The organism is Streptomyces sp. NPDC002018, from assembly GCF_042890865.1.
Classification (GTDB): domain Bacteria; phylum Actinomycetota; class Actinomycetes; order Streptomycetales; family Streptomycetaceae; genus Streptomyces.
In genome coordinates this window covers 1-18,204 of sequence record NZ_JBIASO010000028.1, presented here as the reverse complement: position 1 = coordinate 18,204, position 18,204 = coordinate 1, and the positions used below count along the sequence as shown (strand labels likewise).

At 69.7% G+C, this 18,204-nt stretch carries 14 protein-coding genes and 1 pseudogene; 6 read left to right on the top strand and 9 right to left on the bottom strand.

Annotated elements, in window-relative coordinates; all coding sequences use genetic code 11:
• Window positions 1-65: 65 nt before the first annotated feature.
• Window positions 66-950, bottom strand: a complete 885-nt coding sequence (locus ACFYYH_RS31445) for an aldo/keto reductase (RefSeq protein ID WP_388558284.1) — start codon at window positions 948-950, stop codon at window positions 66-68.
• Between the two features lie 23 nt (window positions 951-973).
• On the opposite strand from ACFYYH_RS31445, the gene ACFYYH_RS31440 reads away from it, so the two are divergent.
• On the top strand, window positions 974-1,636 hold the full coding sequence (locus ACFYYH_RS31440) for a DinB family protein (RefSeq protein ID WP_388558281.1): 663 nt from the start codon (window positions 974-976) through the stop codon (window positions 1,634-1,636).
• 46 nt (window positions 1,637-1,682) lie between these two features.
• Here ACFYYH_RS31440 and ACFYYH_RS31435 read toward each other — a convergent pair whose 3' ends face one another.
• The gene (locus tag ACFYYH_RS31435) at window positions 1,683-2,549 is read right to left on the bottom strand and encodes an NAD-dependent epimerase/dehydratase family protein (protein ID WP_388558278.1); all 867 of its coding nucleotides are present in this window, start codon (window positions 2,547-2,549) and stop codon (window positions 1,683-1,685) included.
• A 147-nt stretch (window positions 2,550-2,696) separates the two neighbouring features.
• Window positions 2,697-3,569, bottom strand: coding sequence for a LysR family transcriptional regulator (locus tag ACFYYH_RS31430; RefSeq protein WP_388558275.1), 873 nt, complete (start codon window positions 3,567-3,569; stop codon window positions 2,697-2,699).
• 297 nt (window positions 3,570-3,866) lie between these two features.
• Here ACFYYH_RS31430 and ACFYYH_RS31425 point away from each other — a divergent pair, with 297 nt between their 5' ends.
• On the top strand, window positions 3,867-6,053 hold the full coding sequence (locus ACFYYH_RS31425) for a protein kinase (RefSeq protein WP_388558385.1): 2,187 nt from the start codon (window positions 3,867-3,869) through the stop codon (window positions 6,051-6,053).
• Window positions 6,054-6,211: 158 nt separating this feature from the next.
• Here ACFYYH_RS31425 and ACFYYH_RS31420 read toward each other — a convergent pair.
• Window positions 6,212-6,484: pseudogene (locus ACFYYH_RS31420) on the bottom strand (class I SAM-dependent methyltransferase); the annotation flags it as partial.
• A 514-nt stretch (window positions 6,485-6,998) separates the two neighbouring features.
• On the opposite strand from ACFYYH_RS31420, the gene ACFYYH_RS31415 reads away from it, so the two are divergent.
• The 3 genes from ACFYYH_RS31415 (at window position 6,999) to ACFYYH_RS31405 (ending at window position 9,429) form a co-directional block, all read left to right on the top strand.
• Window positions 6,999-7,598 (top strand): hypothetical protein, encoded by a 600-nt coding sequence (locus tag ACFYYH_RS31415; protein WP_388558272.1) that lies wholly within the window; start codon window positions 6,999-7,001, stop codon window positions 7,596-7,598.
• A gap of 12 nt (window positions 7,599-7,610) precedes the next feature.
• A complete protein-coding gene (locus tag ACFYYH_RS31410) occupies window positions 7,611-8,078 on the top strand; it encodes a hypothetical protein (RefSeq protein WP_388558270.1) in 468 nt (155 codons plus the stop codon).
• 325 nt (window positions 8,079-8,403) lie between these two features.
• Window positions 8,404-9,429: a CHRD domain-containing protein gene (locus tag ACFYYH_RS31405; protein WP_388558267.1), complete on the top strand. Its 1,026-nt coding sequence runs from the start codon at window positions 8,404-8,406 to the stop codon at window positions 9,427-9,429.
• 182 nt (window positions 9,430-9,611) lie between these two features.
• Here the strand turns inward: ACFYYH_RS31405 and ACFYYH_RS31400 are convergent, their stop codons facing one another.
• Window positions 9,612-10,721 carry a Gfo/Idh/MocA family protein gene (locus ACFYYH_RS31400; protein WP_388558264.1) on the bottom strand — a complete coding sequence of 370 codons (1,110 nt, stop codon included), beginning with the start codon at window positions 10,719-10,721 and terminating at the stop codon, window positions 9,612-9,614.
• A gap of 836 nt (window positions 10,722-11,557) precedes the next feature.
• On the opposite strand from ACFYYH_RS31400, the gene ACFYYH_RS31395 reads away from it, so the two are divergent.
• The gene (locus ACFYYH_RS31395) at window positions 11,558-12,640 is read left to right on the top strand and encodes an aldo/keto reductase (protein WP_388558261.1); all 1,083 of its coding nucleotides are present in this window, start codon (window positions 11,558-11,560) and stop codon (window positions 12,638-12,640) included.
• 139 nt (window positions 12,641-12,779) lie between these two features.
• Here the strand turns inward: ACFYYH_RS31395 and ACFYYH_RS31390 are convergent, their stop codons facing one another.
• From ACFYYH_RS31390 to ACFYYH_RS31375, 4 genes are all read right to left on the bottom strand, one after another.
• Entirely contained in the window at window positions 12,780-13,961 is a 1,182-nt protein-coding gene (locus ACFYYH_RS31390) for a TDT family transporter (protein WP_388558258.1), read from the bottom strand.
• Between the two features lie 275 nt (window positions 13,962-14,236).
• Window positions 14,237-15,235, bottom strand: a complete 999-nt coding sequence (gene gap, locus ACFYYH_RS31385) for a type I glyceraldehyde-3-phosphate dehydrogenase (RefSeq protein ID WP_388558382.1) — start codon at window positions 15,233-15,235, stop codon at window positions 14,237-14,239.
• 110 nt (window positions 15,236-15,345) lie between these two features.
• The gene (locus ACFYYH_RS31380; protein WP_388558255.1) at window positions 15,346-16,302 is read right to left on the bottom strand and encodes a GlxA family transcriptional regulator; all 957 of its coding nucleotides are present in this window, start codon (window positions 16,300-16,302) and stop codon (window positions 15,346-15,348) included.
• Between the two features lie 216 nt (window positions 16,303-16,518).
• Window positions 16,519-17,835, bottom strand: coding sequence for an ice-binding family protein (locus tag ACFYYH_RS31375; RefSeq protein ID WP_388558252.1), 1,317 nt, complete (start codon window positions 17,833-17,835; stop codon window positions 16,519-16,521).
• Window positions 17,836-18,204 lie beyond the last annotated feature (369 nt).

Sequence of the window (18,204 nt, the reverse complement as noted above, 5' to 3'; positions counted from 1 at the left end):
GGCGGACGCTGGTGAACGGTATGAGCGCCTGACTGCTCACGCGGCATCAGCGCGACGGGGGCGGATCAGTTGTCCGACTGCGGCTGAACCGCCCGGGTGAGAGTTTCGACATCGCTCTCACCGAGTTCGAGCTCGGCGGCGCGGAGGTTGTCCTCCAGATGCGCGACCGTCGAGGTGCCGGGGATCGGCAGCATCACAGGAGACCGCTTGAGCAGCCATGCCAGGGCGAGCTGCGTGGGCGAGGCCTGGTGCTGCTCGGCCAGGGCGGCGAGCGGGCCGTCGCCGCGGGCCAGGGCGCCGGTGGCGAGCGGGAACCATGGAATGAAGCCGATGCCGTTACGGGTCGCGTGGTCGAGCAGGGGCTCGGCCGAGCGGTCGGCGAGGTTGAACAGGTTCTGGACCGAGACGATGGGGGCGATCTTCGAGACGGCCTCGACTTCGGCGACGGACACCTCGCTGAGCCCGATATGGCGGATCTTGCCCTGTTCCTGAAGGAGTTTCAGCCCGCCGATCTGCTCCTCCAGCGGCACCCGCGGGTCGATGCGGTGCAGCTGGAACAGGTCGATCCGCTCCACGCCGAGGTTCCGCAGGCTCATCTCGGCCTGTTGGCGCAGATACTCGGGGCGGCCCACCGCCAGCCACTCGTCGGGCCCCTGTCGGGTCAGCCCCGCCTTGGTCGCGATCACGACGCCCTCGGGGTAGGGATGCAGCGCCTTCTTGATCAGGGGCTCGGCCACGGCCGGGCCGTAGGAGTCGGCGGTGTCGATGAAGTTGACACCCAGCTCGACGGCGCGACGCAGCACCCGGACGGCTTCGTCCGGATCCCTCGGATCACCCCATACGCCGGGCCCGGTCAACTGCATCGTGCCGAATCCCAGCCGGTTGACCGTGAGATCCCCGCCCAAGGTGAACGTGCCCGCCGCATGGACCGGGCGTGAAGACGTGGCCATGTCGGATCCTCCCGTAACGGAACGTGTACCAGTCGGCGGAGACGACCGCGGCGGCGAGAGCTTTCGCCGGCCGCGTCGGTCCCGTCCGGTCGTCGCTCCCCGGAACCGACTATGCCAGGAGGAAAGCGATACAGCAGGACGGACCATCCCGGCCCCACGCCGATTCCTGGCCCCGTCCTGTCGCCGTCCCGTGGCCGCCTCCGGCGGTCGTCGGCCGTGGCGCGGGGGCCTGTCGGCCGTGGCGCGGGTGGCGTCGTACCGGCTGTGACAGGGTGGCTGCTCAGTCCCGGTCCCGCCGGTCCACCGTAGGAGCGTCCGATGACGACAGCACCGCCCCGCCGCCCTTCACGACGATCGCCTGGCGGCTGAGCCACCTGGCTGAACTGCTGACCCTGCGTGCCGACCACACGGTCGGGAGCCACTCGCTGACCCGGGAGGACTGTCGCAGCGGCCCGGACGCCGAGGGAGCGGTCGCCGCCCTCGACGCAGGGGCCGCGGCGTGGCGCGAAGCCCTGCTCAGCGCCGACGACGCCGCCCTCGACACGGTGGGTTACAGCGCCTACCCCTACGGAAGCGACCCCGACGACCCGTTCATCGACATCGTCTGGTGGGTCAACCAGGAACTGCTGCATCACGGGGCCGAGATCGCCCTGATCCGTGATCTGTACCGGGCGCGCCAGGGCTGACCGCGGTACGTGCCGACCTGTACGCGCCGGCCCGCGTCAGGGCGGTTCAGCCCCGGGCGAGTTCGGCCAAGGCGTCGAGACGGGTGGGCGCCCAGCCGAGCTCACGGCGGGCACGGGCGCCGGTGAACCGCTGGTCGAGGGCGAACGCCTCGGCGATCGGGCCCATCCGCCGTACGGCCTCCTCCAGGGGCAACGAGTCGATCCTGTCCGGGCATCCGGCGGCGTGGCTGAGGGCCCGGGTGACATCCGCCAGCGGAGGGTTCTGGCCGCTGACCCCGGCGTAGACCGAACCGGCCGGTGCGGCCAGGGCCAGGACGTACAGCTCGGCGATGTCGTCGACGTGGACCAGCGCCCAGTGGTTGCTGCCGTCCCCGATACAGGGCACCGCCCCCGCGGCACGCCCCGGTTCGACGAAGAACGACTGCGGCAGCCCGCCCGCGTGCCCGTAGACCACTCCCGGCATCACCACCACCGGGTGCCCGCCGGCGGTGGCCCTGGCGAGCACGCGCTTCTCGTTCTCCAGGCGCCACGCGGTGATGCGCGGCGGGCTCAGCGGGGCGTCCTCGTCGGCGATCCCGTCGGTGTCGCCGTACACCCACACCCCGCCGGTGTGCACGTAGGGGCGGCTCCCCGCGCCGTCCTGGAGTGCCTCCGCCGCCGCGCGGTCAATGTCCGCGGTGCTCTCGGTGGCGTCCGCCCCGAGATGGATCACCCCGTCGGCCCGGCGGGCGGCCTCCCGCAGGGCGTCGGTGTCCGTGAGTGCCCCGGTGACGGGGGTGGCGCCCAGCTCCGACACGGTGCGCGCGGCGCGCTCGCTGCGTGCCAGCGCCGTCACCTCGACGCCGTTCCTGATCAGCGCCCGGATGGTGGGGCGGCCGATGTAGCCGGAGCCGCCTGTGATGAAGACCTGCATCGTCCTCACGGTCCTTTCGGATGGCGGCGGGAGATCCGCCGCTCCTCCAACCCTGGCGCCGTGCGGTGGCCGGCGTCCAAGACCTCTTCCGTCGCCAGTGATGCCATCGGAGCATCAGCGCAGGTCAGAGGAGGCGCGCAGGTCGGCTCAGTGCTGGGCGGTGGCGATGTCGGCGAACTCCGGCACCAGCGGGGAGCGGCGATCGGCACTCCAGGCGAGGCAGACCTCGTTGGGGCCGATGTCGTCGATAGGCACATGGGCGACATCGGTATGGGTGTAGTAGACGGCGGTCGACAGCGGAAGGACGAGGACGCCCCCGGTCGTCGCGACGTGTTCCAGCTTCTCCTCGACGGTGCGGAACGCGGTCCGCGGCCCGGCTCCCTCGCCGCGGGCCCGGTCGGGGAGGTCACGCCACTCGGGGACGGCGTCGGGGTCCTGGAGCAGGCGTTCGGCGGCCAGGTCGGCGATACCGATGGACTGCTTGCCCGCCAGGCGGTGGTCGGAGGGCAGGACGGCGACGCGGGGTTCCCGGAAGACGGGGCGCAGCGTCAGACCGCGGTGGTCGACCGGCAGCCGTACGAAGCTGACATCGACAAGGCCCTCGTGCACCGCCTGGACCTGGTTGTCCCACGACGTACGTATCACCTGTACGTCCAGCTCGGGATGGCTGGCGGTGAAAGCCCGTACGGCTCCGGTCACGGTGATCCCGGGCATGAACCCGACCGTGAACGTCGATGCCTCGTGCGCGGCCTGCTGGACGCGGCGGCTGAGCGCCTGCGCGGCGGTGAGCAGGGGCCGGGCGTCCTCCAGGAGCTGGCGGCCGGCGGCTGTCAGCTCGGAGGACTGTCTGTTCCTGGTGAGCAGTCGCGCGCGCAGTTCCCCCTCCAGGGCGCGGATCTGCCGGGAAAGCACCGGCTGTGTGATGTGCAGCCGCTCGGCGGCCCGGCCGAAGTGCATCTCCTCGGCCACGGCCACGAAGTAGCGCAGCTTGCGCAGGTCGACATCCACGGCATCTCCCACGGTACGAACACCCTGCCTTCAGGCTAACTGTCCCGTTGTCCCTGGCGGGCGCGACGACAGCTCCTCACGACGCGATAGGGTTACCGGCCAATTCCACGGAAGGACGCGGCATGGGCGCCGGGCGATGGGGAAGATCGCCTGTCGGGGCGTCGGGGCGCGTTCTCGGAGCGTGGCTCCGGGACCGTCCCGTCCGGCTTCGAACGGACCGACGCCGGACGGACTCCGCCGGGGGTGTGGTTTTTGCGTGGTGAGGACGGCGTAGGGGCGGAAGGGCGTGAGCGGGTGCCGCTGAGCGCGGTGGATCCTGATTCGATCGGCGGCTACCAGCTTCTGGACCGGCTCGGGTCCGGTGGCATGGGGGTGGTCTATCTGGCGCGCTCCGCGTCCGGCAGACAGGTGGCGGTCAAGGTCGTGCACGCGCAGTTCGCCCAGAACGAGGAGTTCAGGACCCGCTTCCGGCAGGAGGTGGCGGCGGTCAGACGGGTCAGCGGCGCGTTCACCGCGTCGGTGGTGGACGCGGACCCCGATGCCGGGCTGCCATGGATGGCCACGCTCTACGTGCCCGCTCCCACACTGTCGGACCGGGTGGACGAACGAGGGCCGCTGCCGGCGGTGGAGGTACTGCGGCTGGCCCGGGGACTGGTGGAGGCCCTGGGCGACATTCACCGGGTGGACGTGGTGCACCGTGATCTCAAACCGGCGAACGTGCTGATGGCGCAGGACGGGCCCCGGGTCATCGACTTCGGCATCTCGCGGGCGGTCGACCGCGAGTCGCTCACCTTCACCGGGCACATCATGGGCACACCGCCGTTCATGTCGCCGGAGGCGCTCAGCCGTCCGCGGGAGGTGACCGCGGCCTCGGACATCTTCTCGCTCGGCGCGCTGCTGGTGTACGCGGCCACCGGCCACGGTCCCTTCGACGCCGAGAGCCCCTATCTGACGATGTACCGGGTGGTGCACGAGGAGCCCACCCTCGACCGCGTGGCCCCGTCGCTGCGCGAGGTCGTCGAACGGTGCCTGGACAAGGATCCGTCGGGCCGGCCGGGTCTGGAGGAACTCGCCCGGATGCTGGGCGAGCTGTCCGAGGATGACCTGTGGGCCGACGGTGAGGTCCCGGGTCCCGCGGCCGGGCCGGCTTCGGGTTCCGAGTGGTTACGGCCGCTGCGCGGCAGGGCCTCGGTCGCCCTGGTGGCCGCGGTCAGCGTGGTCGGTCTCGGGGCGGGCGCGCTGATGCTCGCCGACACCACGGACACCGGGAGGACCGCGGCCGATCGTCCGCCGGCCGCACCCACGACGGGCGCCGACGGGCCCTCCCCGGTGCGGGAGGCCGCGCTGCCCAAGGGCTGGCGTCCCTGGGAACTGGCCCTGTCCGATGCGAAGGGTGAGCCCGATGCCTTCACGGACTGCCGCGCGTACGAACTCGCCGTCTACTGCAACGGGGGCGCTTTCCACGCGGCGCGGATCGACGCCGCGTCCGGGCATGTCGACTGGCGTGTCCCGTCGACGGGCCCGGGGGAGTCCACCGGTATCGAGGCGCGGGCAGGGCGCGTTCTGCTGCGCGGGCCCGCCTCCTGGGACGGGTCCCAGAGGGAGGACCTCATCGTCCTGGACGCGGAGACCGGGAAGAACCTCTGGACGAGACGGGCGGTCTTCACCGGAAGGGTGGCGTTCTTCGGCCGCGCGGTGTTCTCCAGCGACGGCATGGAGGACGGTTCGCTCGTCGGACGCGACGCCGCCACCGGCGTCGAGCTGTGGTCGACGCCCTGGCCCGACGGCGGGCTGATCTGCTACCCCCTGGTGTTCGACGACGCGCCGTACGCCGCGTGCTCCGCCACTCCGCAGGAGGGGACCACATTCCTCCGCCTGGACCCGAGGAACGGAACCCCGAAGAAGATCATCCATGTGAAGGGGAACACCACGGCGATCGGGACCGACGGCAGCGATCTGCTCATACTGGTCTCCACCGCCCGGGACGCACCGGCCGAACGGTTCCGTTCCCTGCTGCGCGTCGACGTCCGGACGGGCAGCCGACGGACGGTGAAGCTGCCCGAACAGCCGGTCGGCGCCACGGCGTTGGCCGGAGACCGCCTCTTCTTCGTCCAGGGCACCGGCCGCGTCACGGCGGTCGACACCACCAGTGGCCGGCAGTTGTGGAGTGCGGACACGGCCGTGGACCTGCTGGGACCGCCGACCGCCTCCGAGCGGGAGGGCGCGGTCTATCTGTCGAGCTACAGCGGGCGGTTGGTCGCCCTGGATCTGGGGACGGGCCGCAAGCGGTGGCAGACCTCCGCCATAGGCACCAGTGCCTTCGGCTCGTCGGAGAGAACGGCCCCGATGCGGGCCGGCGGCGCACTCGTCACCAGGGCGAACGGGAGCCTTCGCTCCATCGATCCGCTCCACCCGAACGCCGAACGGCAGCCCGCCGGGGCCGGCTCCTCGCCCCCGGCCGGTCCCGCCGCGGACCGACCACCAAGGAGCCGCTGATCCCACAGCCCACGCCGGCCGGGGGCACCCGGACCCGCCACGCTGCGCGGAGCGCAGCCCAGACCGTGACGGAGCGTGGGCATCACCGAGGATCTCCATGGCCCGGTGGACGGCGTGCGAGGAAGACGAACTCCCGGCCCGGACGGTCGGGAGCACCGCGTACGTCCTCCACCCCACCTCCGCACCCGCTCGCCGCCCGGCTTGCCCCGGGCCGCATCGAGGGACGCCTCGGCGGGATCGACACCCACGACCTCGATCCCACGATCAGCCGGCAGGAGCGCGAACACGCCTGTCCCACAGCCGATGTCCAGGACCCGACGCGCTCCGAACTCATCCACCATGCGGACGTACGCGTCCAGATCGCTGCGATCAGGATCGAGCGGGCCATAGATCGCGGCGAGTCGTGGATGCCGGAAACCCTTGTCGGCCACGCGGCCGAAGCTACGCGGCGCCGACTCTCGCCGACTCTCAGCGGCTACCCGGTTTCGCTGACTCGGTCACGGAGGTGACCGTAGAACCGCGGTGGCGTGCTCCGGCCGCAAACCCTCCCCGGACAGGCCCCTGTGTTCGGCCGGACATCACTCCATCAGGTGATTGAGCTGGGAAGACGGTCCCAACCCGCTTGCGGTACGAGATTCTCGCATTCGATGCGACAGACCGGTCCCGGACATTACCGAAAGCCGCTTTTCGGTTCTTCGGTTTGCACGGTGTGGCCGCCGATATCAGCCGGCACATAAGCCCGGGGTCGGCGGGCGGCTGTGGGGCATGACGTCCGGCCCGTTGCGGTAGCGAGTGGAGGAGACCAAGGCAATGCGTCTTTTGTGGAAGAACGCTGTGACATCCGGCTTTCTCGCGCTGGTGGTGATGGCATCAGGCGCTGGAGCAACGCACGCGGAGCCCGCGACGGACAACGCTTCCGTGGGCCGTACGCACCCAGCCACGCCCGTGACAACTCCGGTTGGCGACAGGACATTCGTCTCGACCACGGTCACGGGCGCGTCGGAAACGACCCTGCGGGTGATTCTGGACGAGCGTTCCCATGGCGCTCCGCTGAAGCTGAGCCGCGCGGAGCGCGAGCGGATCGCCGCGATTGTCGGCGCACCGGTGAGGGGCCGGGAGGCAGCGCAGACCGCCGGGCCCGGCGCCCGGCAGCCGGCGGGACCAGCGGGGAGGAAGAAGGGACCCGCGACCCTGCGCTGCGACAAGAACCCGAGCTGGAGCGACGGGAACGGCACACTGCACGCTCGCTTCAACTGCAAGTACGGCACCATCAACTGGGGTTACAAGATCTCCACGCGGGTGAAGTCCTTCATTACCGGAAACGTCAACGAGAGGGGCGTCTCGTGGTGGAGCAACGGTAAGAGGAAACCGAAGAACGCGGGGCACGTGGTCGGAAAGAGCTACCATTTCCATGGCACTCTCAAGCCCGTCAAGCACGCCGATCGTGTGCAGTTCCAGGACTATATGACCTTCCGGGTCAACATCGGCGGGAGGACCGGCACCGGCTCCATCACCTGGGCGTCGGACGTCAAGGCGAAGAAGTAACGAAGTGGCGCGATGAAACTGACCACCACCTCGGCCCTGAACTGGGCGGAAGACATTCTGCGGCAGCTCGGTGATCCCGTCGGCCACACGCTGGACGTGAGGGTGTCAGACGCCGATCGTGAGCCCGACGTACCCGCTGGCGACACCGCGTTCAGTTCCCGACTGGAAATCCACGGCGACGAAGGGCCCGTCGAGCCGCCCTCCGCTCGTCATCCCGGCTCGGTCGTCGTCGTACTCGCGTTCGACGACGGTTCCTCCACCACCGTGCTTCTGGAGGAGTCCATGACCGATGCCCAAGCCGTGGCTCTGCTGGCTGAGCAGTTGCAGGACAGTGTGCTGGAGCAGACCGGCGGCGCCCCGGTGCCGCCCTGTCCGGGCCACAACCATCCGGCCGTGGCCAAGGTGGTGGACGGCGTGGCCTCCTGGACCTGCCCACAGGACGGCAGCACACGCCCCATCCTTTCCGGTGCCGCCCGATAGATGGGGCGACGGGCAGCAGCGTGCTTCTGGGCGGGACGTGACCAGTTCGACCCGGTCATGTCCCGCCCGGTCATCTTTTCGGCACGCGTCGGCGAGCGGGTGGGACGGCGGCGTGAGACGGCGGCGTGAGACGGCGGCGTGAGACGGCGGAGCCCGGCGCACCCCCCTTCTGACCTGGTCTTCGGTCTCGATCTTGTCGGGGTTGTCGGAGTGTTGTCGGCGTTGTGTCCCGGAGCGGTAACCGGCTGAGGAGGGCGCGGCGGCGGCCTCGTACCCCCTGCTGACGGCTCCGGACACGCCGGAACGTCCTCTACGGGAGAACGACATGATGAAGAAGCACCTCAGGATGACCGCCGCCATCGCCGTGGTCGCGGGAGTGACGTTCCTGACCGCGTGCGACGGTGACGACACCGGCCCCGCGGGTGCGGCCGGCCCCTCGGCCGAGGTGTCGGCCTCCCACGGCCACTCCGACGAGCCGTCGGTCGACGCGGTCGGCACGTACGACCCCGTCAACCGCGGCGACGCGGTCTTCTTCTCCTCCGTGCTCAACGGCGCCAACGAGGTTCCGGCGGCCGGCGGTCCCGCGGTCGGGGACAAGGACGGACACGCCCTGGCCCTGATGCGCATCCAGGGCGACGAAGTCTCCTTCGCCTTCACCTGGAAGGGCATCGGCACGCCCACCGCCGGACACATCCACCAGGGCGGGGCCGGCACCAACGGCGATGTCAAGATCCCCTTCTTCACGAAGAAGCTTCCGGACGGCAAGAACTCCGTCTACGGCACGGTCAAGGTGAGCGACGCCGAACTGCTCAAGAGCCTCAAGGCCGACCCCGGTGCGTTCTACTTCAACCTGCACACCGCCGAGTTCCCCGGGGGCGCCGTGAGGGCGCAGGTGCACAGTCTGCCGCTGCCGGTGAACCTCATCGACGCACTCAAGGGCAACTCCGTGCACTCCGTCGTCACCGGCTCGCAGATCTACGCCTGCACCGAGCAGCCGGGCGGGGACTGGAAGTTCACCCAGGACAACGTGGAGGCCACCCTCGACGGCAACATCGCCCACACCTTCCAGAAGTCGGGTCCGACCGGCCCGCCCCAGTGGATTGCCCCCGACCAGTCCGGCGTCACCGGCAAGGTCCTCCACAAGATTCCGAACGGAGAGGGGAACATTCCCGAGCTGGTGCTGAAGGCCAACCAGATCGGCACGTCCGGCGGTGAATTCTCCTCGACGCGCTTCGTACTGCGGCTGAACACCGTCGGCGGCGTGGCTCCGGCCGGAACATGCGATCCGGCGAAGCAGCCCAAGGCATCGGTCCCCTACAAGGCCGACTACCTCTTCCTGAGCGGCAAGTAGCCGACACACCTGGCGGTGGGGGACAGCTCGACCGACCGTCGGCCGAGGTCAGTTGCCCCTCCGGCACCCCTGCCGGAGGGGCACGGCGCATGGTGTGCCGCGCACGCTGTTCGTCGGGGGCACCCGTACCCCTGTCGGACGGGCTCTCCGCCGGCCCGACAGCGGGAGTCAGCGACGTGGCGTCATGAGGTATGGGCGAGACTCTGGGTTTCGCCGGTGCGGGAGGCGCGCTGGACGGCGTCGATGAGCCGGTGCCGGGTGACGGCGTGCTCGAAGTCGGGGACGGTGTGCGTCCCGTCGCGCAGGTCCCGGGCCAGATCGACGTAGAGCTGTGCCACATTGCGCGCCGTACCGGTCAGCGGGTGCGGCAGGTCCGCGGTGTACGCCGCGGGCACCTCGATCTTCCGGACCGCGGTCGCGTCGCCTCGGGCGCCTTCCAGCGTGAGGTCCGCCACCTGCATATTGCCCCAGGGCGCCGACAGGACGAGGTCGCCTTCGGTTCCGTTGATCTCCCAGCGGTAGTTGAGGCCCCGGGAGGCGCCGCCACGGTAGAAGGCGGAGAGCGCCGCGCCACCGGCCAGCGTGCCGATGACAGCGACCTGGTCCGCCGAGGTCACCGGAAGCACACTGCCGTCCTCGTCGACGCGCACCTGCTTGCGGGCGGTGACCAGGTTGGCGCCCACACCGGTCAACTCACCGAGGGTATGGAAGACCGGGTCAAGGGCGTGCAGGGTGGCGGAGGCCAGCGGCGTGGCGCCATTCGCGTCGTCGAATCGGTACGCGTTGCGATGGGTGTCGACCTCGCCGCCCCAGACATGGCCGGAACCGATCAGTGTCGTTCCGAGGACCGTACCGACATAGCCGTCCTCGATCAGATCGCGCGCGTGCCGGACCTCGGGGGCGTACCGTCCCTGAAGCCCGACGACGGTCCGGACCCCGGCCTCCCGGGCACGCTGGGCCAGGTCGGCGGCCTCGGCCAGATCGGTGCCCAGCGGCCATTCGCTGTAGACCATCTTGCCCGCGTCGAGAGCGTCGGAGATCAGCTTGTGATGCTGGGGCACCTTCACGGACACCACCACGAGGTCGACGCCGGGATGGGCGAGGAGGTCCTGGTGACGGTCGAAGGCGGCCTCCACACCGAATTTCTCGGCCGCGGCATCCGCGCTCTCACGCCGTGTGGTGCTGATCGCACTCAGTTCGTACTCCGGCAGCGCGGCGATCGCGGGAACGTGACTGAGGGAGGCCCATCCCTGGGCGCTTCCTCCGATGATTCCTACGCCGATCTTCTTCATGTCTCTGTCCTCCAGGTGCTGACGGGCTAGGGTATGTGGAACGTATGTTAAAGATCAAAGGAAGATCTGCTGACCAAGGAAGGCGGTCATATGCGGCAGAACGTAACCCATACTGGAATCATCAGTAAAGATAACGCGTATCCGTGGGCGGTCGACTGCCAGTCCCGCTGCGAGCCGTTCGGTGACGACGAGACCCCCACGCTGGCGGTCGTCGAGGCCACACCGGCCACCCGCGCGAGCCTGCGCTGTTGCCCCCATCACCTCTGGTGGATGTCCCCGGGGCGTGATCTGCGGGTTCTCAGCAAGCGCCCGACAACTCACTCGAAGCGACTGAAGACACGACGGCTGTGGGTGTGGGATCGGAGGCAGATCCATCCATGGCGGCAGTGTGAACCCTTTCCCGGGTGTCGCGCCCGGCGATTGCCGGCGGTGGTGGATCACTGGCTACGAAGTTGAGGGACATGCCCCAGTCCCGCTCGCCGGCCTCCCGGGAGGGCATTCTGGAAGTTGACCGAGGGTTGAAATGAGCTATATCCGGGTGCGGGTGCCAGAGTTCCCGGTGATCGGAATTCCGTTCACCAGATGCAGGCCGTGAAGGCGAGGCGTTCGCGGTCGTCCGTGGCCTGGTTGGCGTGGGGACCTGGCCGGTGTTTCCGCTGGTCCGCTACGCCGACCACGCAGGGGACGTGCTCCAGTCAGGGACGGTAGCGCCCGATGGATCGGCTCCACAACGGCAGGATCGTGCAAGCAATCAGGAGCATTCTTCTAACGCCTCTTGCGTCCCGAATGGTTCGATTCAAGAGTCATTCCGCACCGCTGAGCACGGGAGAACATCCATGGCACTCGACTCGTACGTCAGCCTCGGCCGCTCGGGCCTCAAAGTGAGTCCCTTCTGCCTCGGCGCGATGAATTTCGGCGAGGACGGAGGAATGGGTTGCAGCGTCGAGGAGTCCGAGAAGATCCTCCAGACCTACCTCGACCGGGGCGGGAACTTCATCGACACCGCCAACTTCTACACCAACGGTCACTCGGAAGCGATCCTCGGCGACTTCTTCGCCGCTCGCCCCGGGCTGCGCGACCGCCTCGTGCTGGCCACCAAGTTCTTCGGCAACCTGCATCTCGGCGACCCCAACGGCGGCGGCGCCGGACGCAAGGCCATCACCGGGCAGGTGGAGGAGTCCCTGCGTCGCCTGCGCACCGACTCCATCGATCTGTACTGGCTGCACAACTACGACTGGTCCACACCGGTCGAAGAGACCCTGCGTACGCTGGACGATCTCGTCACCGCGGGGAAGATCCGCTACGTCGGTTTCTCGGACACCCCGGCATGGTTCACCTCCAAGGCCCACACCATGGCCCTCCTGCGCGGCTGGACTCCCATCACCGCGCTGCAGATGGAGTACTCCCTTCTGGAGCGCACCATCGAGGGCGAACTGATCCCGCTAGCCCAGGACGCCGGCATGGGTGTCCTGCCGTGGAGCCCGCTCAAGAGCGGCTACCTGTCGGGAAAGTACACGCGGGATCAGACCACTCCGGCCGATGCCAAGCGTGCCGCGGTACTGGGTGCACCCAGCCAGGCACAGTTCAAGGTGATCGACGCGCTGGCGGCCGTCGCCGACGAGATCGGCTCGACGTCCGCGGCCGTGGCCCTGTCCTGGGTGCGGAACCGCCCCGGTGTGAGCTCCACCCTTATCGGTCCCCGCACACTGGAGCACCTGGAGTCCAACCTCGCCGGCCTCGACGTCGAACTCACCGCGCGGCAGACCGCCACGCTGGACGAGGTGTCAGCGCCGACGTTGAACTTTCCCCACGACCTGAACCGCCAAGTCGGCGCCATGCTGAAGTACTCCGGCGCCACGGTCGACGGCGAGAAGAGCCACGTATACCCGCCCCTGCTGCAGAGCACCGATCGGTACTGACACAACGCCGCTTCCCGCGAAGCGGCGGATTGCACCACCTCGCCCCCGCGTTCGAGCCGTAGCGGCGCACCGCCCACGGGGTTTGCCGCTGTGCTCGCTGCTGGACGAGCTGGTTGACATCTGTGCCGCGCCTGACCCATCAGCGCCGTGGGCGGGAGAAGTGGCGAGGCTGTCCGGGGCCCGCGAGGAGGGCTCCACTGATCAGCCCGCGCAGTGTGCCCGCCCAGGTCACCGCCCAGATCAGGACGAGAAGGGTGAACAGGCCCGCTGCGAGCCATCGGAACGCGTCCAGACCGGTGTGGCGGCCCAGCCCTTCCGCGGCCGTCACGCATGTGCCGATCGGGAAGGTGAAGGCCCACCAGGTCATCGAGAAGCGCATGCCGTGCCGGAACGCCCGTGCCACCAGGAGGATGGAAAGGGTCAGCCACAGCAGGGCGAAGCCCGTGACGGGCACCCCGTAGACGACGGCGAAGGCGCGCAGCGCGCGTGCCGAGGAATCGTCGACCGCCGTGGGCGCCACGTCCGCGAGCTGGCCGACCGCTGTGGTCGACTGTCCCAGCGGGCCCAGCACGATGAAGAGCAACGGTGTCAGCGCGACGGGGAGCAGCCCGTGCAGCATGAGTCGGCCGAAGATCAGCGGCAGCAGTGTGAGTGTGGCGAGCAGGCTCAGACCGAACATGGCGTAGCAGCCCAGCAGCAGAGCCTCCCGGGCCTGGCCGGCCGGCAGGTGCGGCACAAGGGCGGGGCCCACAGCCGAGGCGACCATGAGCGGGATGACCGTCAGGATCCAGGCCGGTGACGCGTCGGCAGGTTCCAGCCGGTGCTGGACGAGCATCAGGTAGAGGATCATCGCGGTGACCGCGAGCCCGATCGCCGTTCCCGCGGCGAACAGCACCGCGTCCACGGCGACGGCGGCCGGCTCCCCGAGCACGTCGCGTCCCACCACGAGCGTCGCGCCGCCGACCGACAGCAATGCCATGGGGAAGCATCCGTAGAAGGGGGCGACGGCCGGATCGAGGAGATGGTCGCGCGCCTGGTCGCGATGGCGCGCCCAGTGCCCCGCACGAGCGGTCAGGACGGCGGCGAGCATCAGCACCGACAGGGCCCACACCACCGTGCAGCCCGTCCGCAGTCCCGGGATCCGCTGGGGAAGGGAAGCCCCCGCGCTCGCGACGATCGCCGTCCCCATCACTGCCGCGTACCAGTTCGGGCCCAGATGCCGGACGGTGAACGGCGGGGCCACGTCGGGGGACGGTCGGGTCACATCGGCGCGCGCGGCGACCTGGGCGTAACGAGCGTTGAAGCGCGTGAGGGTAGCCATAATCCCATACTGAATGTTGTATACAATCTAGGCCAGCCCCTCAGTGCCGATTCGGCCAGTGCGATCGCGGAAGGATGTCGTATCTGCGGTTGTTCGGGCACCAGTACCCCAGCGCGGTTCCATCGGGACGGTGTCCGTCCTATGGCTGGATCAGGACCCGTCAGCGGTACGGGGAACGGGTGCGACGCCGAGCCCTTTTCCGGCGACTGACGAGAGGGGGCGGCCTCCGGAGGTGGGGCCGCCCCGGCGTCAGGTGGGGCTGCCCCGGCGTCCGGTCAGGCGGTGGCGAGGAGTTCGAGCGTGTCGATCACGCGGTTCGAGAAGCCCCACTCGTTGTCGTACCAGGCGACCACCTTGACATGGCGGCCGTCGACGCGAGTGAGGGCCGAGTCGAAGATCGACGAGGCCGGATTGCCCGTGATGTCGGACGACACGAGCGGGTCGTCCGAATACTCGAGGACGCCGGCGAGCGGCCCCTCCGCGGCGGCACGGTACGCCGCCAGCACGTCGTCGCGCGTCACGTCACGGGCGACGGTTGTGTTGAGTTCGACGATCGAGCCCACCGGCACCGGCACACGGATCGAGTCCCCCGACAGCTTGCCGTCGAGGTTCGGCAGTACGAGGCCGATCGCCTTGGCGGCGCCCGTCGTGGTCGGCACGATGTTGACTGCGGCGGCGCGGGCGCGCCGGGCGTCGCGGTGCGGACCGTCCTGCAGATTCTGCTCCTGCGTGTAGGCGTGCACCGTCGTCATGAAGCCGTGCTCGATGCCGGCCAGTTCGTCGAGCACCACGGCCAGCGGCGCGAGCGCGTTGGTCGTGCACGAGGCGTTCGAGATGATCGTGTGCACGGCCGGGTCGTACGCGTCGGTGTTGACCCCGAACGCGAGCGTGACATCGGCGCCGTCCGACGGCGCACTGACGAGCACCTTCCTCGCGCCCGCGTCGAGGTGGGCGCGGGCGGCCGTGGCCGCCGTGTAGCGGCCGGTCGCCTCGAGCACGATCTCGACGCCGAGCGCGGCCCACGGCAGCTTCGCCGGTTCGCGCTCGGCGAGCACCGTGATGCGACGGCCGTCTACGACGAGGACGTCCCCGTCGACGGTCACCGGGCGACCGAGCCGGCCGGCCGTCGTGTCGTAGGCGAGCAGCCGCGCCAGGGTCGCGGGCTCCGTGAGGTCGTTGACGGCGACGACCTCGAGGTCGCTGTCGCGTTCGAGCAGCGCGCGCAGCACATTGCGTCCGATGCGGCCGAATCCGTTGATGGCGATGCGAGTCATGAGTGGTGTCCCTTCCGTTTCTCCACCAGGTTCGCGCGTGGCATCCGGCCGTGGCAGCGGCGTGAGTGCCATGGTTCGAAAGGATCACGCCACGGGGCGGGCTACTGGCGTTACTCGCCCTGGGCGAAGGTGCGGCGGTACTCGCTCGGTGTGGTGCCGAGGATGCGCTGGAAGTGCAGCCGCAGATTCGTACCGGTTCCGAGACCGACGTCGGCGGCGATCTGCTCGACGCTCCGCTCGGAACGTTCGAGCAGCTCACGGGCCACGTCGATGCGGGCGCGCATGACCCACTGCATCGGTGTGTACCCGGTGTCGTCGACGAAGCGCCGTGAGAAGGTGCGCGGCGACACCGCCGCGTGCCGGGCGAGCACCTCAAGGGTGAGGGGCTCGCCGAGCCGGTGCAGCGCCCACTCGCGGGTGGCGGCGAACCGCTCACCGAGCGGTTCGGGCACGCTGCGCGGCACGTACTGCGCCTGACCGCCGCTGCGGTAGGGGGCCGCGACCAGACGCCTGGCCGCGTGGTTCGACGCGGCCACCCCGAGGTCGCCGCGCAGAATGTGCAGGCACAGGTCGATGCCCGAGGCGGCGCCGGCCGAGGTCAGCACGCTGCCCTCGTCGACGAAGAGAACGTTCTCGTCGACCTGAACGCGTGGATGCTTCGCCGCGAGCGCCCTTGTGTAATGCCAGTGCGTGGTGGCGCGCTTGCCGTCGAGCAGGCCCGTGGCGGCGAGTGCGAAGGCGCCCGTCGAGATGGCGGCGAGCCGCGCGCCCCGATCGTGGGCGGCGATCAGCGCGTCAACGACGGCCTGTGGCGGGTCGTCGCGGTCCGGGAACCGGTAGCCGGGGATGAAGACGATGTCGGCCCACGCGAGCGTGTCGAGGCCGTGGGCGACGTGGTACGACAGACCGTCACCGCCGGTCACGAGACCGGGCACCGCGCCGCACACCCGTACCTCGTACGGCATGCTCGCGCGGGTCGTGAACACCTGCGCGGGAATGCCGACATCGAGCGGCTTCGCACCCTCGAGCACAAGGACGGCGACACGATGCAGGCGGGAGGCTGACACGGGGAACAGGATATGCGGGGGTGGCGGGGGTGCGGTTCTGCTACGCCGACTGCTCAACCACCGAAGGGGCGAGTGCCCGCATGTTCCCGTGGCGGCGGGCGAGCCGTGGCGGTCGGCGTCGGCGTCGGCGTCGGCGTCGGCATCGGAATCGGTGTCGGGATTGGTGTCGGTGTCGGTGTAGGGCGCGAGAGCAGGCACGAAGGCGGTTGCGTTCTGCTACCAGGGGCGGGTGATGGTGCTGGTGTCGAGGGTGACGGAGCCGTCGCGGGCGAGGGTTTGGCCGCTGACGCTGGCGCCGGCATTGAGGGTGATCGAGGTGAGTGCGAGGATCCTGCCGCTCAGGGCGGTGTCGGAGCCGAGGGTCGCGGAGGTTCCGATCAGCCAGAGGATGTTGCGGGCGGTGGCGCCGTTGGTCAGGAGCACGGTTCCGGCGGTTGCCGTGGTGAGGGTTGTGGGGATCTGGAAGGTCCAGGTGGCGTTGCGGTTGCCCTGGGCGTCGAGGGTGAGGGTGCCGGTGAGGCCGATGGGGGATGTGGCGTTGTAGACGCCGGGGGTCAGGGTCTGGCCGCCCAGGTCTCCGGAGATGGCAGCGTCGGGGGGCAGGGCGGCGGCCTGGTCGTATGTGGCGACGAGGTCGGCCTGGGCCTCGAGGGCCTCGGTGTCGGCGGCGTGAATGGCGCCGTTGACCTGGCCGGGCGGGAATCCGCCGACGGACGCTCCGGGGCTCACTCCGAGGTCGCCGGTGACGATGGTGGGTCCGGTGTTGGTGACTGATTGTCCGGCCAGTACCGCGAAGAGCCCGAGGTAGGTGTAGGCATCGGCGGCGGTGGTGGTGCCGCCGAGGGTGGTGACGGAGAGGTCGGTCGTGCCGAGTTCGCCGGCGGGTACGAGGGCGTCGATCTCGGTGTCGGACGCGATCCGGTAGGAGGTGACGGGGGTGCCGCCGAAGGTGACGTCGGTGGTGTAGGAGAGGGCGGTTCCGGTGATCACGACGAGATTGCCGCCGTTGACCGGGCCCGAGTCGAGGGTGACGGCGGTGACGGAGGGCGGGTCGAGGTAGGTGTAGGTGGCTCCGCCGGCGGTTCCGCCCGGGGTGTGCACGGTGACCGCGACGGGACCCGCTGTGGCGGCTGCGGGGGCGGTCACGGTGAGCTGGCCGTCGGAGTCGGCGGTGAACGCGGCGGTCTGGGCCCCGAAGCGGACTTCGTTGGTGGTGGAGAGGCCGCGGCCGGTGAGAGTAACGGTGTTGCCGCCGGCGAGGGGGCCCGCGGGGGGCGGGGTGAGGCGGAAGGAGGGCGGCGGCAGGTAGTAGAAGGAGCCGACGGTCGCTGTCCCCCCGGGAGTGGTGACCGAGACCGGGACCGGGCCGTTGCCGGAGGGGGTGACGGTAGCGGTGGTGGTGTCGCTGAGAACGGTGAAGCTGGTGGCCCGGCGGGGTCCGTAGCGTACGTCGGTGGTCCCGGTGAAGTGGGTGCCGGTGAGGGTGACGTCGTCGCCCCCGCCGGTCGATCCCTGGTTCGGTTGGACCGGCATGGGGGCGCTCCCTGAGTCCATCGGGTCGACGGGGAGAGCCAGTTCGGCGCGGCCCTTGCGTCGACCACCACGGCTGATTAGTTGCACGCAGTAGCCCATCGGGCTTGTGGCTGTGGCAATGAGCTGGGTCAGGTTTCACCCGAATGGATGAGGCGAGGCCCGTTGGCTGTGGCGGTGGCCCAGCCGGAAGAGAGGGAAGAAAAGGCGGAAGCCAGGGCTGTTGCCAAACCGAGGCCGGAAGCCGAACCCACGTCGGCCTGTCGGGCTGCCTGTCTGTGTTGGTGTGTTGGTGTGTTGTTAGGTGGTGGGTGGGGTGGTGGGTGGTTGGTTGATGTGGGTGGTGAGGGCGTGGGCGAGGGCGGTGAGGGT